This is a genomic window from Marinactinospora thermotolerans DSM 45154, from assembly GCF_900167435.1.
GTDB lineage: Bacteria > Actinomycetota > Actinomycetes > Streptosporangiales > Streptosporangiaceae > Marinactinospora > Marinactinospora thermotolerans.
On record NZ_FUWS01000005.1, the window covers coordinates 239,054 to 254,366 of the forward strand.

Annotated in this window: 12 protein-coding genes; 6 read left to right on the forward strand and 6 right to left on the reverse strand. The window is 72.3% G+C overall.

Annotation, left to right across the window (positions count from 1 at the left end):
* Positions 1-22: 22 nt before the first annotated feature.
* Positions 23-961, forward strand: coding sequence for a threonine ammonia-lyase (locus B5D66_RS10815; RefSeq protein WP_078761557.1), 939 nt, complete (start codon positions 23-25; stop codon positions 959-961).
* 25 nt (positions 962-986) lie between these two features.
* Here the strand turns inward: B5D66_RS10815 and B5D66_RS10820 are convergent, their stop codons facing one another.
* Both B5D66_RS10820 and B5D66_RS10825 read right to left on the reverse strand, forming a co-directional pair.
* Positions 987-1,784 carry a M48 family metallopeptidase gene (locus B5D66_RS10820; RefSeq protein WP_078761558.1) on the reverse strand — a complete coding sequence of 266 codons (798 nt, stop codon included), beginning with the start codon at positions 1,782-1,784 and terminating at the stop codon, positions 987-989.
* 54 nt (positions 1,785-1,838) lie between these two features.
* Complete coding sequence (locus B5D66_RS10825; RefSeq protein ID WP_200813610.1) at positions 1,839-3,617, reverse strand: amidohydrolase; 1,779 nt, start codon at positions 3,615-3,617, stop codon at positions 1,839-1,841.
* A gap of 344 nt (positions 3,618-3,961) precedes the next feature.
* On the opposite strand from B5D66_RS10825, the gene B5D66_RS10830 reads away from it, so the two are divergent.
* Positions 3,962-5,047 carry an acyltransferase family protein gene (locus B5D66_RS10830; RefSeq protein ID WP_144390078.1) on the forward strand — a complete coding sequence of 362 codons (1,086 nt, stop codon included), beginning with the start codon at positions 3,962-3,964 and terminating at the stop codon, positions 5,045-5,047.
* A 73-nt stretch (positions 5,048-5,120) separates the two neighbouring features.
* On the opposite strand, the gene B5D66_RS10835 is transcribed toward B5D66_RS10830, so the two are convergent.
* Positions 5,121-6,122, reverse strand: a complete 1,002-nt coding sequence (locus B5D66_RS10835; protein ID WP_078761561.1) for a CDP-alcohol phosphatidyltransferase family protein — start codon at positions 6,120-6,122, stop codon at positions 5,121-5,123.
* Between the two features lie 224 nt (positions 6,123-6,346).
* Between B5D66_RS10835 and B5D66_RS10840 the strand changes: the two genes are divergently transcribed.
* The 4 genes from B5D66_RS10840 (at position 6,347) to B5D66_RS10855 (ending at position 12,151) form a co-directional block, all read left to right on the forward strand.
* A complete protein-coding gene (locus B5D66_RS10840) occupies positions 6,347-7,786 on the forward strand; it encodes a GuaB1 family IMP dehydrogenase-related protein (RefSeq protein ID WP_078761562.1) in 1,440 nt (479 codons plus the stop codon).
* 171 nt (positions 7,787-7,957) lie between these two features.
* Complete coding sequence (locus B5D66_RS26465) at positions 7,958-9,007, forward strand: ABC transporter ATP-binding protein (RefSeq protein WP_327308329.1); 1,050 nt, start codon at positions 7,958-7,960, stop codon at positions 9,005-9,007.
* Between the two features lie 7 nt (positions 9,008-9,014).
* Positions 9,015-11,444 carry a YhgE/Pip domain-containing protein gene (locus tag B5D66_RS10850; RefSeq protein ID WP_078761563.1) on the forward strand — a complete coding sequence of 810 codons (2,430 nt, stop codon included), beginning with the start codon at positions 9,015-9,017 and terminating at the stop codon, positions 11,442-11,444.
* Between the two features lie 68 nt (positions 11,445-11,512).
* Positions 11,513-12,151, forward strand: a complete 639-nt coding sequence (locus B5D66_RS10855) for a TetR/AcrR family transcriptional regulator (protein ID WP_078761564.1) — start codon at positions 11,513-11,515, stop codon at positions 12,149-12,151.
* Here the strand turns inward: B5D66_RS10855 and B5D66_RS10860 are convergent.
* The 3 genes from B5D66_RS10860 to B5D66_RS10870 are packed head-to-tail and all read right to left on the reverse strand — an operon-like array spanning position 12,126 to position 14,840.
* The gene (locus B5D66_RS10860) at positions 12,126-12,506 is read right to left on the reverse strand and encodes a DUF3592 domain-containing protein (RefSeq protein ID WP_078761565.1); all 381 of its coding nucleotides are present in this window, start codon (positions 12,504-12,506) and stop codon (positions 12,126-12,128) included. The genes B5D66_RS10855 and B5D66_RS10860 overlap by 26 nt on opposite strands.
* 60 nt (positions 12,507-12,566) lie before the next feature.
* Positions 12,567-13,196 carry a hypothetical protein gene (locus tag B5D66_RS10865; protein WP_144390079.1) on the reverse strand — a complete coding sequence of 210 codons (630 nt, stop codon included), beginning with the start codon at positions 13,194-13,196 and terminating at the stop codon, positions 12,567-12,569.
* A 9-nt stretch (positions 13,197-13,205) separates the two neighbouring features.
* On the reverse strand, positions 13,206-14,840 hold the full coding sequence (locus B5D66_RS10870; protein WP_235000918.1) for a substrate-binding and VWA domain-containing protein: 1,635 nt from the start codon (positions 14,838-14,840) through the stop codon (positions 13,206-13,208).
* Between the last annotated feature and the right edge of the window lie 473 nt (positions 14,841-15,313).

A 15,313-nucleotide genomic window follows, 5' to 3' on the forward strand; every position in this document is an offset into this window, starting at 1 on the left:
CGCCGCGCTCTACCATGCGCACATGCCGAACGCTGCCCTCAGCCTGGACCGAATCGAAGCGGCCAGCCGCCTCATCGACCCCGTTTTCCGCGACACCCCCCACCTCGCCGACGAATCGCTTTCCCGAAGCCTGGGACGCGAGGTATTCGTCAAGATCGAAACGCTCACCCCGGTCCGCTCGTTCAAGGGACGCGGCGCGGACTTCCTGCTCGGCCACACCAAGGAGACCAGGACGGTGGTGTGCGCCTCCACCGGCAACTTCGGCCGGGCGCTGGCCCAGGTGGCCCGCCGCCGCGGCCTGGGCGCCTGCGTCTTCGCGCCGGTCGGCACCGCCCCGGCCGAGATCTCACGGCTGCGCGGGCTGGGCGTCCGCGTCGTCGTCGAGGGGCGCGACATCGACGACGCCCGGCACGCCGCGAGCGTCTACACCCGCGGACGCGGCGACCTCGTCCTGATCGAGGAGGGGCGGGAGGCCCGGATCGCCGAAGGCGCCGGGACCATCGGCGTGGAACTCGCGCCGTTACGCCCCGACACCGTCCTCCTCCCGGTCGGCAGCGGCGCGCTGGCCGCCGGCGTCGGCCGTTGGCTGAAGGCGCGCTCCCCCCGCACCCGCGTGATCGGCGTGTGCGCGGCCGGCGCCCCCGCCATGGCCCACAGTTGGCGCGCCGGATCACCGATGGCCACCGCGCACGCGCGCACCTTCGCCACCTCCCTGGCCGTGCGCTCGCCCACGCCCGAGGCGGTGGAGTGGATGCGCGACGTCGTCGACGACGTGCTCCTCGTCGAGGAGAAGGCCATCGACGACGCGCTGCGCCTGCTCCGCGACACCCTCGGCCTCCTCGTCGAGCCGGCGGCCGCGGTCGGCATCGCCGCCGTGCTGGCCCACGATCCACCCGGGGCGCGGACGGCGACGGTCCTGACCGGCGGGCGCTCCCCGGTGGAGGCGGTGCGCGCCCCCTGACCCCCGCCACGCGAACGCTCCACGGTCACAGCAGCCGGCCCGGCCGCTCCCGGTCCCGCAACGCCGCGAACCGCCAGGTGTTGATGGGATGGCTGGACAGGAAGTTGACGAGCAGCACGAAGAACCCCTGGTCGGTGTGGGCGCGGGCGACGATGTCGTCGAAGTCGACCCGCCGGTAGAGGTACTTGCCCGCGGCCAGGACCCGCAGCCCCTCCACCCCTTCGGGGCAGAACACGTAGGCGTAGTTGTCCGCCGTGTACTCCTGGGCCCGGCTCAGACCGGCCCCCACCCCGGGGACGAACTCGGCGATGGACACGCCCAGCTGACGCCAGAACGAACCGTGGCCCGCCGCGATGTGGCCCACCTCGTGGCCGATGACGAAGCGCAGCGCGTCGCGGTCGGTCATGCGTCCGCCGATCTCGAACAGATCGCTGTGGATCGCCACGTAACGACGGAACCCGTGTCCCGAGGCGAAGGCGTTGATCCGCCCGTTGCCCGGTACCACGTAGGCGTCGGGGACATCGGGCAGGCCGAAGGAACGGGCCGCGTCCACCACCATCCGGTGGACCTCGGGAAACTGCCCGGGGCCGATGCGCACCCCGTTGACCCGCTGGCGGGCGTAGAGCTGCCCGCGGGTGAAGTAGACCAGGGCCGGGATGCCCAGAAGCAGGAGGGGGCGCCCGGTGTCCCCATCGAAGACGCGGTTGAGCGTGCCCACGATCGTCAACACGGTCACGACCACGCACAGCGCCAGCAGCGCGTTCTCCCGGGGATGGCGCAGGGCGCGCCGCCGGTCGCGGTCACCCCAGCGCAGGACGGGCATGGGCTCATTGTCGTGGCGCGGGCCCCTCCGCGAAATCCCTTCGGCCCGACCGGGTCACTCCCGGTACGGGTAGGGCAGATCGTCGCTCAGCGGGTCCTCTCCCGACGCGGGCGGCGGGGCGGCGACCGGCGGACCCGACGGCGGAGGGGCGGGGAAGGCCGGCCCCGTGGGCGGCTGCGGTCCCACGGGCTGTTGCGGGCCCGTGGGCGGCCGGCCGGGACCGGTGTCGGTGCCGCGCGTGGGCCCCGTGGGCGGCGGAGGCGGTTCCTGCGGCAGCCCCGCCCGATCGGCCCGGCCCTCGTCGGCCCGGCCCTCGTCGGCCCGGCCCTCGTCGGCCCGGCCCTCGTCGGCCGGGTCCTCCTCGGCGAGCAGGGCCGCCATGTCCGCGTCGCGGGTGGAATCCAGCTCGGGCTCCTCCTCCACGACGGACTCCCCGGCCGGGGCGGGGACGGGCGCGGACGGCTCGCCCAGGAGGGAGGGGTGGCCGGCCGTCGCCGTCTCGGCCGGCGGCCGGGGCGAGGTGTGCCCCAGGTAGGTGAGCGCCCCCAGGGTGAGCGCGGCCAGGCCGACGCGCAGGGTGGGTTCGCGGTCGGGGGCGAAGAACGGCGAGTGGTTGCCGGGCACCCCGGCGAGCTTCTCGTAGGGGGTGCTCCCCGGTGCCGCGTTCCACACGTCGTGCGGGGTCCCGCCGATGAACCAGAACACGTAGGGCACGGGGTCGGGGCCGTCGGACAGCCCGAAGTCGCCGAAGTCCTCGCTGCCGGTGAACGGCTCGGGCATGTCGACGACGTAGGCGTCGCCCAGGTAGGCACGGTGCGCGGCGGCCAGCGCGGCGGTGTGCGCGGGGTCGTTGCGGGTGACGCCGGCCTGCTGGACCAGGGTGATCTCGGGCTCGCGGGGCGCTCCGGAGGCGGCGGCCTCGGCCCGGACGATCCGCTCGATGGCCGCGTGGAGACGCCGCTGCACCCGCTCGTCGAAGGAGCGGGTGTTGACCTCCAGGTAGGCCTCGTCGGGGATGATGTTGGCCTTGTTGCCCGCCCTGAGCACGCCGACGGTGACCACCGCGCTGTCGGCCGGGTCGATCTCGCGCGACACCACGGTCTGCAGCCTGGTGACGATGGAGGCCGCGATGACCACCGGGTCGATCGCGTTGTGCGGCCGCGAGGCGTGCCCGCCGGAGCCGAACACGCGGACCCGCAGGGTGGCGCCGGCCCCCAGGATGACGCCGGCGCGGTGGGCGATCAGGCCGGCCGGCTGTGGACCCACGTGCTGGGCGAGCGCGATGTCGGGCCGGCCGAACCGCTCGTACACGCCGTCGCGGAGCATGCCCTGCGCGCCGTCGATCATCTCCTCGGCGGGCTGGGCGACGATCATGAGGGTGCCGCTCCACCGCTCGCGGGTGCTCGCCAGCAGGTCGGCGGCGCCCACGAGACAGGCGGTGTGCACGTCGTGGCCGCAGGCGTGCATGATCGGGACCTCGTTGCCCTCGCTGTCGACACCGCGCGCGGTGCTGGCGTAGGGCAGGCCGGTCTTCTCCTCCACCGGCAGCGCGTCCATGTCGCCACGCAGCATCACGGTGGGCCCGGGGCCGTTGCGCAGCACACCGACGACGCCGGTGCCGCCGACGCCCGAGGCCACCTCGAACCCGGCGCGCGACAGCCACTCGGCGACGGCCCGCGAGGTGCGGTGCTCCTGGTGCGACAGCTCGGGATTGCGGTGCAGGTCAACGTAGAACCCCTCGACGAGCGGAAAGATCTCGTCAACGAGTCGCATCACCGCTTCGCCGTGCTGGGCGACACGTTGTGGATCGACCGCCTGCGGCACTGCTTCCACCGCCTTCATCGGGTACGGGCCTGGGGCGCGGCGGTGCCCCGGACATGAGGCGCTCCGCCGCGCCGATTCTCCCGCCAGGGATGACGAATCTCAAACGCGGGTGCGGCGCACCGCTCCCCTCGTGCGGGTTCGCTCCCGATGAGAAGGTTCGTCCCCAGCGGATCAAGATCAAAGTGGAATCAAGTGTCCACGAAGGAGTAACGTCCGTCCCAGCGATTCCACAGGTTTGTGCGCTAAGGGCCGGCTTCGCCATGGCGGAGGACCGGCGATCCCCTGTGGGTGAACCCGCTGTGGGCGACCCGCTCCGCCCGTCGCGTCGACACAGAACAACGACCGGAGTTTCCGTGCCCTCGTCTTCCCCGTCAACCCCCCTCGACCATGCCCGGACGCGGGAGGGGAGTCCCGCGCCTCCTCCCCCGAAACAGCGCGACGCGCTGCTCGACAACGCCAAGTTCCTGCTCATCGGCCTGGTCGTGATCGGCCACGCGATCAGCCCCCTGGAGAACTCCCGCTCCGCCGAGGTGCTGTACTTCTGGATCTACCTGTTCCACATGCCGGCGTTCGTGCTGATCAGCGGCTACCTGTCGAAGTCCTTCGACGCCTCCCCGCGCCGGCTCGACAAACTGCTGACCACCGTGGCCGCGCCGTACCTGGTGTTCTGGTTCCTCTACGCGCTGCAGTCGCTGTGGGTCGGGCGCGACATCCCCGGCTCGCCCCTCCAGGCGCTGTGGTTGACCTGGTTCCTCGCCGCGCTGTTCGTGTGGCGGCTGACGGTCCCCCTCTGGTACCGGGTGCGCCACCCCGTGCTGATCTCGATCGCGATCTCGTGCTGTGCCGCAGTGGTCGACCTGGGCACCGTCATGGCGTTGCCGCGCATTCTCAGCCTGTTGCCGTTCTTCGTTGCGGGCCTGTTCCTGGAACCCCGCCACTTCGCGTTCCTCCAGCGCACCTGGGTGCGGGTGTGCGCGGTGGTCACGGTGGCGGCGAGCGCCGTGGCGACCTACCTGTTCCTCCAGCCGGAGCTGCACCCGACGTGGCTGTTCTGGAGCAGGAGCCTGACCGACCGCGACATCGAGCTCTTCCCGCTGGGGCTGCCCATCCGGCTCTTCCTGCTCGTCACGGCGGCCGTGCTGACCGCGGCGTTGCTGGCGCTGACCCCGCGCCGCGCCACCTGGTTCACCGGCCTGGGGGCGCTGACGATGTACGCGTTCCTGCTGCACGGGTTCCCGATCCGGTTCGCCCAGTACTTCGGGCTGTACGACCACCTGTCGGGCCTGTCCGGACTCGTGGTGGTCGGCGTGGCCGCGGTCGGGCTGACACTGCTGTGCATGACCCCGTGGGTGCGGCGGGCCACCTCCTGGGCGGTGGAACCGAAGGTGGGGCCGCTGATCCTGCGCCCCTCCAAGCCGAGATCCCCCCAGGGCTCCTGAATTCCCGCCGGAGGCCCGAACGTCGGCGGGGGCCGGGTCCGCTCGTGGACCCGGCCCCCGTTGCCGCACCGGTTCACCCGGCCTGGATGCGGTTCATCTCCTTGGTGAAGTCCCGGGTCGCCAGCCACAGCTTGTAGACGATCACGACCTCGAAGAACAGCAGGGCCGCGCAGGAGAGGACCACGACCGGCACGATCAGGCCGGGCAGCGGCGAGATCGGCGCGAGGAGCGCGGTGAGGGGCGCCAGCACGCACACGAACATCTCGAACTCGATGCCGCTGAACAGGTGCGGACGCACCCGGCTGCGCAGCAGGAAGGCGCGCACCCGCTCGTACCAGCCGAACTTGCGGCTGAACCCCTGGTGGACGTCGATGACGCGGGCCCCCGACAGGTGCGCCCCCGACCGCACCTGGTCGGCGTCGAGGTCGGGGTTCTCCCGCAGGACCTCCTCCATGAACACCACCGGCGCGCCGTCCCCCGCGGTCGCCGGCGCCGCGTCGATGGGCTGCTCGGCGGTCTCGGTGCTCTCCGGGTCGTCACCGGCGGTGTCGGCCGGGCTCCCCGTGGCCGCGGCGCGCAGCTTCTCCCGCATGCTCTGCCGGGTCTTGGCGACCTGTGATCCGTTGAGGTAGCGCAGCAGGTCGACGAAGGTCACCACCGGCGTCAACAGCAGGTAGACCACCTCGCCGGTGGCCGCCCACTGTCCGACGAGCAGGGCGAGCATGCACCCGAAGAACCGGATGCGGTCGAAGATGAAGTCCACCCACGCGCCGAACACCGAACCGTTGTTCTTCAGCCGGGCGATCTTGCCGTCCATGCAGTCGAGCACGAAGCTCAGGTGGAACAGGATCGCGCCGGCCACCAGCCAGGGCCAGTCGGCGAGGGCAAAGCAGATCGCCGACCCCAGGCCGAGCACGCCCGCGCCGAAGGTGATCTGGTTGGGCGTGATGTTGGTGTGGTTGGCGGTCCACACGACCAGGCGGGACGCGAGCGGGTCGACGAGGAACACCGTCCACCACGCGTCCCGTTTCTTATAGGTGCGCTCGCGGACGTCCGCGAGTGTGAAGCTCGTCATCTCATCTCCTGCGGGTCTCCCGCCGGTGGCGCGCGCCACGTCACCGTGCGCGTCGCAAGGGGACACGACCGGGGGAGGGGAGGGTGGGTGTCAGCCGGAAGATCATTCCAGACGGTATGCCGGGTGACCTAATCGGCGCGGTCATAATTGACAAGTAAGAGGGGTTGTGGGCCGAACGGACACGTTCGCCCGCCATCCCCCGAAGCAACGACCGAGGTAGAGGCGTGCGCTTTCTGAACAACCAGGTCCCCAACCACGACCTGACCTACAGCGACGTGTTCATGGTTCCGCGGCGCTCGGCCGTGGGATCCCGGCTGGACGTGGATCTCGCGTCCCATGACGGGACGGGGACGACCATCCCCATCGTAGTCGCGAACATGACCGCGGTCGCCGGACGGCGGATGGCCGAGACGATCGCCCGACGCGGCGGCCTGGCCGTGATCCCCCAGGACATCCCGATGGACGTCGTCGCCGACGTCATCCGCTGGACCAAGGAACGCGACCTGGTCCACGACACCCCGATCACGCTCGGCCCCGACAGCACGGTGGGCGACGCGCTCAACCTGCTGCCCAAGCGGGCCCACAACGCGGTCATCGTCATCGACGACAAGCGCCGTCCCCTCGGCGTGGTCACCGAGGCCGACTGCACCGGCGTGGACCGCTTCACCCAGTTGCGCGAGGTGATGTCGGCCGACCTGTTGACGATCACGGCGGGGACCGACCCCAAGGAGGCGTTCGGGACGCTGCACGACTCCCGGCACCGTCTCGCCCCCGTGGTGGACGCCGAGGGCGCGCTCGTGGGCGTTCTCACCCGCACCGGCGCGCTGCGCGCGACCCTGTACCGGCCGGCCGTCGACGCCAACGGGGCGCTGCGCGTCGCCGCGGCCGTGGGCGTCAACGGCGACGTGGCGGGCAAGGCCGCGCAGCTCCTGGAGGCCGGCGCGGACGTCCTCGTGCTCGACACCGCGCACGGCCACCAGGAGAAGATGATCTCCGCGCTGCGCAAGGTGCGCGCGCTCGACCCCCAGGTGCCCGTCGTCGCCGGGAACATCGTCACGGCCGAGGGCACCCGCGACCTCATCGAGGCGGGCGCCGACATCGTCAAGGTCGGGGTGGGGCCGGGTGCCATGTGCACCACCCGGATGATGACCGCGGTCGGCCGGCCCCAGTTCTCCGCGGTGCTGGAGTGCGCGGCCGCGGCGCGTGAGCTCGGCAAGGCGGTGTGGGCCGACGGCGGTGTGCGCCACCCCCGTGACGTGGCGCTGGCGCTGGCGGCCGGCGCGTCCAACGTGATGATCGGCTCCTGGTTCGCCGGGACCTACGAGTCGCCGGGCGACGTGATGCGCGACGCCCAGGGCCGCCTGTACAAGGAGAGCTTCGGCATGGCCTCGGCTCGCGCGGTCCGGCTGCGCACGGCCGAGGACTCCCCCTTCGACCGCGCGCGCAAGGCCCTGTTCGAAGAGGGCATCTCCACCGGCCGGATGTACCTGGACCCCGAGCGGCCCAGCGTCGAGGACCTGGTCGACGAGATCGTCGCCGGGGTGCGCAGCTCCATGACCTACGCGGGCGCGACCACGCTGGACGAGTTCCACGAGCGCGCGACCGTGGGCGTGCAGAGCGCCGCCGGCTACAGCGAGGGCAAGCCCGTTCCGACGAGCTGGTAGCGGCCCGCCGAGGCCCGGGGTGGCGGGATTGGACCGCCGCCCCGGGCTGTTCCTCCCTCTTGACCTGCGTGATCCGCCTTTCCACCGGGAAGGCACAGGTTCGGCCAATGGCACGCGCGTCGCGTTGAGTTTCCCGTTGCGCTCCGTGAGGCTCGAAGGACACGGCGGAACGTGTCCTCTCCCGAGCCGCCCGGCCGGGCCGGAGGTACGCGGGACGAGGGGGCCGAACGGATGCGTCGGGCGACGGGAGCGCGGGTGGAGGCCCGTGGGCTGGGGCTGCGTACGGGCAGGGGCCCGGTGTACCAGGACGTCGACTTGGACGCCGCCCCCGGATCGCTGACGGCCGTCCGGGCCGAACGGGGCTGTGGACGGACCTCGCTGCTGTTGACGCTGGCCGGACGGATGCGGCCCACCTCCGGCTCCCTGCGCGTGGACGGCCACGCGCTCCCCCACAGGGCGCGGCTGGTGCGGCGGATCGCCGCCCTGGGGGTCAGCGAGGGGGTGAACGACCTCGACGACCGGTTGCGGGTGCGCGAACACCTGCGCGAGCGGCTGCACCTGCGGATGCGCCCGGCCCGTGGCGCGCTGACGGGCGCGGCGCTGGAGTCGGCCGGGTTGGCGGAGTCGGACGGACGCCGGCTGGTCCGAGATCTGAGCACGCTCGAACGGCGCCGGCTCGGGGTGGCCCTGGCGCTCCTGGAGGAGCCCCGGCTCCTGCTGGTGGACGACCTCGACCTGGGGCTGGGACCGGACCACCAACGCGACCTGTGGCGGACCCTGCGCGACCTCGCCGACGACGGACCCACCATCGTTACCGCCTGCGCCGACACCACGGCGTCCGAGGACGTGGCACCGGCGGTGGTGGAACTGCGCCGTCCCCCGGCCCGCACCGCGGACGAGGAGACGGCCGCCGCCGAGGACACCGAACCGCTGGAGCCGCTGCCCTCCCACCGCGCCCCGTCCCACTACGTCCCCGCCCACCGTGCCCCCTCCCGCGGTCTCCTCTCCCTCTCTCTTCGGGGAAGGTCCCACCCCCGGGAGGAGGGGTCCGCGCCCCCGGTCCCGACGCCGCGCCGCGGGGAGGGGCGCCTCCCCGACCACGCTCCCCTCCGACCGCCCCGGCCGCGCGGCGGCCACGTGCGGACGCTCCAGCCGGACACGGGGCCGCGCCCGCCCCGGCACGCGCGCCCCGACACGGAACCGGTGGAGGAGGGGAGGTGACCGGACCGTGAGTCCTCGCGTGCTGCCCTCGGCCCGCGTCGCCGGCCTGGGGCTGTTGTCCTTCCTGCGGGCGCCGTTGCCGGCCGCAACGCTGGCCGCGCTCATCCTCATCCCGCTGCTCTACTCCGGCCTGTACCTGTGGTCGTTTTGGGACCCGTTCGACCGACTGGAGCGCCTTCCGGTGGCGCTGGTCAACGAGGACCGGGCCGTCACCGTGGACGGCTCCCGGCTGCACGCGGGGGCGGACCTCACCGACGAGCTGCTGAAACGCGGCGATCTGGACTGGCACGCCGTGGGCGCCGAGACGGCGGCCCGGGGGGTCGCCGACGGCAGCTACTACCTTTCCCTGACCATTCCCCACGACTTCAGCGCCCATCTCGCCACGCCCGCCGACCCCGAGGCCGAACCGGTCCCCGCGGAGCTGGAGGCCCACTTCAACGACGCCAACGGCTACATCGTGCGGGAGGTGGTCGGCGCCGTCTTCGTCGAGATCAAGGACGCGGCGGGGGCGACGGCCGCCGCGCGCTACCTCGACCGCATCTTCCTCGGCTTCAACGAGATCCACAGCCGGACGGAGGAGGCCGCCCACGACACCGCGAAACTCGCCGAGGGGGCCGACGACGCCAAGAGCGGCGCGGACCGGCTGGCCTCCGGTCTCGCCGACGTCGGGGACGGTGCCGGCGAGCTCGGCTCGGGACTGGAGGAGGCCAAGAACGGATCCGCCTCACTCGCCTCGGGCACCGCCAGCGCCGACAACGGCGCCCACGAGCTCGGCTCGGGACTGGAGGAGGCCAAGAACGGATCCGCCTCACTCGCCTCGGGCACCGCCAGCGCCGACAACGGCGCCCACGAACTCGCCGCGAGCCTGGCCGAACTCGACGCGGGGGCGGCCGAACTGGCCTCCGGCGCCACTGCGGCCTCCGAGCGGGTCTCCGCGGCCGCCGACGCGCTCGGCCCGATCGCCGCCGAGGTGATCCCCCGGTTGCGCGACGACGCCCCCGCGATCCAGGCCGGCGCCGGCGCGGTGGCCGACGCCGCGACGGCGCTGGCCACCGCGCTGGAGGAGCTGCCGACCGCCGTCTCCGCCGCGGAGGAGGGGACGGCGGATGTCGGCGGCCGGATCGGCGCCTACCTCGACGCCCATCCCCGGCTCGCCGAGGACGATCCTCTGCTGTACGCGCTGCTCACCGACGCGCGTACCGCCGTGGACCGCGCGGTCGCGGTCGAGGCGTTCGTCCGCGACAACGACGAGAGGATCTCCGCCATCGCCGCCGACGCCACCGAGGCGGCGGCGCTGGCCTCGGCGATCGCGGCCGAGGCGCCTAATCTCGCCGACGACGCCGAGGCGGCGGTGGGCGCGGTGGACGAGCTCGACGCGGCCCTGGCCGAAATCGCCGAGGGCGCCCGGACGCTCGACGACGGGCTGGACGCGGCCTCGGCCGGGGCGGCCGACCTCGCCGACGGCCTGGACTCGCTCTCCCAGGGGGCGAGCACGCTCGATGACGGCCTCGGCGACCTCGGCAACGGCGCGACCACCCTCGCCGACGGCCTCGACGACCTCAACGACGGCGCGACCACCCTCGCCGACGGCCTCGACGACCTCGACAACGGCGCGACCACCCTCGCCGACGGCCTCGACGACCTCGACAACGGCGCGACCACCCTCGCCGACGGCCTGGGCGATCTCAGTGACGGAGCGCACGGCCTGTCGGAGGGCGTGGCGAACGGCCTCGACCAGATCCCCACCTATGACCAGGGGGAACGTTCCACGCACCGGACGATGATGAGCGACCCGGTACGGCTGAGCGAGAGGGTCGACAACGAGGCGCCCCACTACGGCACGAGGTTCGCGCCCTTCTTCCTGCCGTTGTCGCTGTGGGCCGGCGCGATGGTGACCTACCTGGTCCTGCCCGCCGTGTCCGGTCGGGCCCTGGCCAGCACCGCTCGGTCGTGGCGCGTCACCCTGGCGGGGTGGCTTCCCGCTGCGGCCATCGGCGCCGGCCAGGTCATCGTCATGCTGTCGGTGCTCCACCTGGCCCTGGGCCTGGACGCGCGCCGTTGGCCGGCGACCGTGGCCCTGATGGTGCTGTGCGCGCTGAGCTTCGCCGCCCTGATCCAGTGGCTCAACGTCCAGTTCGGCCTGATCGGCCGGGCCATCGCGCTGGTGTTGCTGATATTGCAGCTGACCTCATCGGGGGGCACCTATCCGTTGGAGACCAGCCCGGGCTTCTTCCAGACCGTCGCCCCCTTCCTGCCGATGAACAGGACGGTGGCGGCGCTGCGCCACCTCATCAGCGGGGGCCAGACCGCCGAGATCTGGCAGGCCACCGCGCTCCTGACGGGCTACCTGGTGGCGGCGCTCGTCTTGACCTGGATCGCCGTGGCCCGCAGGCGTGCCTGGACCCTGGGACGGCTGCACCCGACCCTGGTGGTGTGAGCGGGCCGGACGCGACGCGCGGAGCCGATAATGGAGGTTGTGCCCGCCCCCACCGACGAGGAGATCCGATGAGCGCCCGCCGTGAGGCGACTCGGCAGAAGTTGTTCGAGGCAGCGATCACGTTGATCTCCGAACATGGTTTCGGCGCGACCACGGTGGATCAGATCGCCGAGCGCGCGGGGGTCGCGAAGGGGACCGTCTACTACAACTTCGCCGGCAAGGCGGAGCTGTTCACCGCGCTCCTGGAGTGGGGGGTGGACCGCCTCGCCGAGCATCTGCGCGCGGCCGTCTCCGGCCCGCCCCGGGCCGCGCTGACCGAGGTGCTGCGGGCCGAGCTGGCGTTCATCGGCACGCACGAGGCGTTCGCCCGCCTGCTCATGGCCGAGACGTGGCGGACCAACCAGGTGTGGTACGCGGCCGTGCGCCAGATCCGTTCCAAGGCGATCGGCGTCATCTCGGGGCTGTTGGAGGAGCTGGCCGCCGAGGGAGAGCTGCCCGCCGGGCTGGACGTCGGTGTGGCGGCGTCGGCCCTGTTCGGGATGGTGCTGACCGTGGCGCTGGACTGGCGCACCCTGCAACCTGACCGTCCCTTGGAGGAGGTGCACACGACCGTGGCCCGCATGGTCGAGGGCATGCTCCGCGCGGACGACCGGTCCGGTGAGACGAACGGCGGGCCTTCGCTCACCCCCAGGCGAACACCCCGATGAGCGCCCCGATGAGCAGGCAGGCACCGCCCAGCATCCCGACCATGGCCCGCACCCCGCCGCTCTGCCACGGCCCCTCGACGACCCTGGCCCGTTCGGGCCGCGCCCGGTCGTAGGAGACGACGACCGGTTCGCCGGTGCGGGCCGCGGCCCAGGCGGTGCCGGCGTCGGTGGTGAGGATGTCGCGGCCGTCACGGGTGCGGAACCGCACCACCATGCGCGAGGTGCGCCCTGTCTCCTGATATCCCACGATCTCGCCGGGTGCCCGGATCCCCGACCTGGTGAGCCCCAGGTCGCGTGCCGCCCACGCGAGCAGGGCCAGGCCCACGACGATGGGCAGTAGCGGGTACAGCTCCATGAGTCCACTCCGCGATGTGTCCGGATGAGCGCCGGAGTCCCCTACCCCGTCTCTGTGCGCTCAACGGTCGGCCGGATCGGAGTGTTCCGGGGGAAGCTCGCGCAGTATGCCGGCGGCGATCTGGTCGGCGGCGGCCACGCCGTGACCGAGCTCCCCGAGTTCGACCATCACCGCCTCGACCGTGGACCGCCCGTGCTCCCCGTCCGCCTCGGAGAGGAGCGCCAGGAGCCGTTCCAGCCCCAGGACGGTCGCCGCCAGCCGGTGGCGGACCTCCTCGTGCCGGAACCGGTGGTGGGGCGGGTGGTCCGCCGCGTCCAGGCGCAGCCCCACCAGATGCGAGGTGGCGGCGAGCCGCTCGACCGCGGCGACCACGGAGGCGAACGCCGCGGGCACATCCACGCCCGCCGTCCCCGCCCGCCGGGCCGACCGGGCGGCCTCCCCGGCGACGCGCCGCGCCCGGTGGACCGCGTCGGCTTCGGGACCGGCCGGCGCGGCCGCCCCTCGGTTCGGAGGCTCCTCGGGGAAGAGGTAGCCGAGGACGAGGACCCAGGTGAGCCAGACGATCGCCGCGACGGCGACCGAGGCGAGGAGGGGAACCCCGACGGCCCACGCCAGCCCGCCGGCGATCGCGCCGGTGAGAAGGCCCCTGGGGTCGGTGAGCCTGCGCTGGAGCAGGGCACGTGCGCGCATGGGCATGGCCTAGAAGTTGGAGATGACGGCCTCGAACACCTCACCGATGCTCTCGGGGTCGGAGGAGTCGTAGGCGGCGGCTTCGGTGGTCTCGGCGATGCGGGTCACCGTCTCCAGGTCGGCGTCCTCCCCGTAGGCGATGGTGAAGACCCGGGTGGTCTCACTGCCGGCCTCCGCCTCCAGTTCCCCGATCAGCTCCTCCAGGCCGACGCTCTGGGCGTCCTCGTTACGCCCGTCGGTGAGGAAGACGACCGCGTTGATCGCGTCGTCGCGTCCCTCGGCCGAGACGTGGCGGTGCGCGGCGAGGACCGTGTCGTACAGGCCGGTGCCGCCCGCCGCGGGCAGTCCCTCGACCCGTTCGACGATCTCCTCGCGATGGGTTCGGCCGTCGCTGCGCTCCCCCATCGGGGCGATCGGGGCGAGTTCGCGCCAGTCCCGCCCGTCGTCCCCCAGCTCGGTGCTGAACATCCACAGACCGACCTCGTCGGTGTCGGCGAACTGTTCCAGCGAGTCCGTCGCCGCGGCCTTGGCCAGTTCCAGCTTGGTCCTGCCGGTGCCGGGGACCTCCTGCTGCATCGACCCGGAGGTGTCGACGACGATCAGGACGTCGGCCGGCTTGCGCAGCTCGGCCCAGTTGCCCAGCATCTCGTCGAGCACCCCCGAGGAGGGCAGGGTGAGCAGGTCGCCGGGCTCTTCCGCGATCAGCCCGTTGTCAAGGGTGTGCGCGTCTCCCGTGGCCCCTTCGTGGTCGCGGAAGCCGTTGTCCAGGAGGGTCTGCTGGACCTCGGCGCCGAGCAGGTAGTCGAGGAAGCCCTCAGCGGCCGTCCGCCGCGCGTCGTCGGCCCAGTCCAGGACCACGTAGGGGTGGTCCGACATCAGGGTGCCCTCCTCCGGGTAGACGGCGACGAGCGGCACCTCGGGAGCGGCGTGGTCCCCGAGGGTGGCGGGGTCGCCGCTCGGGTTGCCCTGGTTGTAGTGCAGCACCGACATCTCCTCGACCGCGACCGCGGAGATGTAGGTGAGTCCCTGTCCTTCCTCGTCGGCGCGCTGGAGGTTGGCCAGGAAGGTCATGGTGATGTCGCCGTAGTGGACGATGGACCGCTCCACCCCGCTGACGAAGGCCCTGGTCCGGCTCGACGCGAGTTCGTCGACGGTCAGGTCGGAGGTCAGGCCGGTGGCCGCGAAGTAGGCGCCGATCGTGGCATTGAGACCGGAGGTCGAGTAATTGGGGTTGGTCTTGCCCATCCGGAAGTCCCCCCACTCGGGGTGACCGACGCTGCCCCAGCCCTCGCCATCGGTGGACAGCTCCAGAAGGTCCGACCAGCCGATGGACTCGTCGGGCCAGCCGAGCGCCTCGGCCATGGGACGGGGCATCGCGATGACGAGCGGGGAGTTGGCGATGGAGGGGAGATCCTGCGGGATGAGGGCCTCGTGTTCGCCGCCCTGGAGCCGGTCTCGGGCGATCTGCACCCAGCTGGAACTGGCCGGGAGCCACACGTCGGGGCGCGGGCCGAGTTCGGCCTCGTCCCACTCCCCCGACCCGATGGCCTCCAGCGTGGTGCCCGACGCCTGTTCGACGACCTCGACCGTGACGCAGGCGCCCTCGGCCTCGGTCTCGCCGTACTCCTCCGCGAACCGCTCCATCAGCCGCGCCTTCTCCGGGGAGGAGACGACGGTGAGGGGCCTGCTCTCCCCCGGACAGCCGGCGAAGGAGGGAGGGGGCGCCGACCGCGGCCCAGCGTACGAGCGCGATGACAAGGACCGCCACGAGCGCGACGATCGTGGCGGGGAGGATACGTTTCCGCCGCGGTGTCCCGTTTGCCATCTCAACCGCCCAACTTCGCCCAGGTATGCCCGCGCAAGTTGGAGGAAGGCCAGGCGTACCAGGTTGCATCACGGCGGCGGTTCGGAACGGTTACTCCAACGTTCCCGTCCTCCCCCGGCCACTCCGTCGCGTGACACGCCTGACGCTAAGCGTAACTATTTGGTAATTCTTCACGTTCGCTCCGTTATCGCGCTCTCTCCCCTCTCCTCGTCGACATGGGCAAACGCCCGTGGGGCGATCACAGACCGACACATGACCCGTTTAAGGTCCAAAGGCCCTGTCACCCAAGCGA